General features: G+C 49.5%; 4 protein-coding genes. 2 read left to right on the forward strand and 2 right to left on the reverse strand.

What is annotated here, in order from left to right; translation table 11 throughout:
* Positions 1 to 491, reverse strand: a 491-nt coding sequence (locus D5269_RS17360; RefSeq protein WP_158605084.1) for a phage integrase N-terminal SAM-like domain-containing protein, incomplete at its 3' end; no start/stop codon positions are given.
* Between the two features lie 58 nt (positions 492 to 549).
* Here D5269_RS17360 and D5269_RS17365 point away from each other — a divergent pair.
* The gene (locus D5269_RS17365) at positions 550 to 1,263 is read left to right on the forward strand and encodes a pyocin knob domain-containing protein (RefSeq protein ID WP_147408076.1); all 714 of its coding nucleotides are present in this window, start codon (positions 550 to 552) and stop codon (positions 1,261 to 1,263) included.
* Positions 1,264 to 1,296: 33 nt separating this feature from the next.
* On the opposite strand, the gene D5269_RS17370 is transcribed toward D5269_RS17365, so the two are convergent.
* A complete protein-coding gene (locus tag D5269_RS17370; RefSeq protein ID WP_166545236.1) occupies positions 1,297 to 2,007 on the reverse strand; it encodes a hypothetical protein in 711 nt (236 codons plus the stop codon).
* A 76-nt stretch (positions 2,008 to 2,083) separates the two neighbouring features.
* On the opposite strand from D5269_RS17370, the gene D5269_RS17375 reads away from it, so the two are divergent.
* Positions 2,084 to 2,574 (forward strand): phage integrase N-terminal SAM-like domain-containing protein (locus tag D5269_RS17375; protein ID WP_158605084.1); only part of this gene is annotated, 491 nt, incomplete at its 3' end.

Here is a 2,574-nt window from a genome sequence, read left to right on the forward strand (position 1 = left end):
TTGTAGGTCTTACAGGCATCCCGCAGCCGTTCCAGCTGTTCCTGGGACAGCGCGTGCCGCGATCTGGCGCGATCCAGCCTTGGTGATTTGATCTTGAGCATGGGATTTTTGCGGATGATGTCCTCGACTGTCAGCCAGCTGAAAAAGCTGCGCAGAGTGTTGATGTGGGTCAGCAGGCTTCCGTCCCGGAGACCACGCGTCTCCGACAGATAGGAGATGTACTCCCGCAGATCATCTACAGTGATCTTGGTCACCGCCCGATCTACCTGCTCTGTGAAGACTCCCAGCGTGTACCGGTAGTTTTCGATCGTCTTGGCAGACAGGCCGTCGATCCTCTTTGCTGCCAAAAACGCAGAAACCCGCTTTTTCAGGCTTCCACGGCTGGATTCATCCTGTCTCGATATCCGGTATGGCTTCATCAGGTTTTGCGCCTGTTCTGGCGATAATCCCGCCTCTACGAGCGCGGTAATAAGCTCCTGTTTCGCATCCATGGCACTCGCTCCTTTCTTATCAAAAATATATCTAACTCACTAACCATAGTCAAATAAGGTGAGCAAAACAGAGATAATATCGGTCTCTAGAGGAGGTACCGGCAAGGCAACGCCAGTCGATGCCTGGAATGCACTCAGCAATATGACCAACGGCTACGCTTTGCCACTTGATCTTGATACGATTACCCAACCGGGATTTTATGGCTGTGGAGGCGGTTCTACACACCTCCCCGAAGGAGCAGTGTACGGAAACCTGCTTGTTATGCCGTACAGGCTAACTGGCAATATCGACCCTGTGCAGCTGTTTTTTGCACATAATACTTCCGGAAGAGAGGTAGACGAAAAATGGCATTATAGGCTCTTCAGGGGCTCTTATCCATCCCCAGCATGGAGCGAATGGACAACCCTTGCAACCGCCAAACAGCCGAGAAGATATGATGTACCCTATGCGGCCGGGTTTGGCAGATGGATATGGGACGGTTTAAACATAGAAAGTTACTACTGCAAAACACAAGAAGGTATCGTCATTGGCTCGATCGCATGCGAAAAGACGGATAAAACAGATATTGCGTGCTGCGCTCAGATTGCCGTGCTGCCTGTCGGATTCAGACCCAAAAATTACTCATTTATTCCTGGCGTTTTTAGAGATGTCAATGGCAGCTACAAGGGTTTAGGGGCTATGACCATCGGGACAAATGGATCTATTCAGTGCCATTACAGCACGGCTGGCTGCAACAAATTTATAGCACCGTTTTGCTTTTTGGCGAAATAGCTCCATCCGATTGGACTATTCTTCATTTTATTTTTAGATTGGAATAGTCAAGTTGACCCACATTCCGACCTTCGCAGATGCTTGGGCACTGGCATTGAGGGAGTTGATGTATACGCGGCCATCCAGGTCTATCCTGTATGGCCAAAAAGTTTTATTATTGTCCACACATACTCCTGTCCAATAATGCTGCTTAGGTCTATATCCCTCTGGAAGGTATGCGAATATCTGGTTCTCATCGCTCAAAGCATCTTCTAGTTTGATAATTCCTGTAACATAGGTGATTTTTCCATCTGCGCCCTTCCGGTATCTTAATGCCGCAGCTCCGTCACTGTTTGAATTTGTCCATCCGTTTACCATCGGGAGAGGTTTCCACTCGAGGTCCGCGCAATAACAGGTTGCAACCTCACGCCATGACTGCCACTGGGTAAAATCGTAATTATCAACATGGCGTGTACGCAAAAACATCCGTCCGTTCTTTTGGCCTGTGAAGCACTCCGTTGCAATCTGCAATGCCCGCCCCGGTGAATTGCAAAACGTAAGTATCTGCCACCAATGTGAATCTGCACTGGCAAGCGGAGGTGCATTTTTAGGCCTTATCGTATCAGAGGCTACATAATTCGAAGTATGATAATCCAATTTCGCCATCTGTGTAAGCGGAGGATTATCAAAGATGGCAATATCATCAACCTCTATGGCAGGATTTTGCAAAGTATAGGCGTATTGCGCGTACAGATCGTTCTGCAAAGCGCGGTTTTTGTCCGCCTTATTTGACTATGGTTAGTGAGTTAGATATATTTTTGATAAGAAAGGAGCGAGTGCCATGGATGCGAAACAGGAGCTTATTACCGCGCTCGTAGAGGCGGGATTATCGCCAGAACAGGCGCAAAACCTGATGAAGCCATACCGGATATCGAGACAGGATGAATCCAGCCGTGGAAGCCTGAAAAAGCGGGTTTCTGCGTTTTTGGCAGCAAAGAGGATCGACGGCCTGTCTGCCAAGACGATCGAAAACTACCGGTACACGCTGGGAGTCTTCACAGAGCAGGTAGATCGGGCGGTGACCAAGATCACTGTAGATGATCTGCGGGAGTACATCTCCTATCTGTCGGAGACGCGTGGTCTCCGGGACGGAAGCCTGCTGACCCACATCAACACTCTGCGCAGCTTTTTCAGCTGGCTGACAGTCGAGGACATCATCCGCAAAAATCCCATGCTCAAGATCAAATCACCAAGGCTGGATCGCGCCAGATCGCGGCACGCGCTGTCCCAGGAACAGCTGGAACGGCTGCGGGATGCCTGTAAGACCTACAA

Origin of the sequence: Anaerotruncus sp. 1XD42-93, from assembly GCF_009917605.1 — a bacterium.
Taxonomy (GTDB): Bacteria; Bacillota; Clostridia; order Oscillospirales; family Ruminococcaceae; genus Anaerotruncus.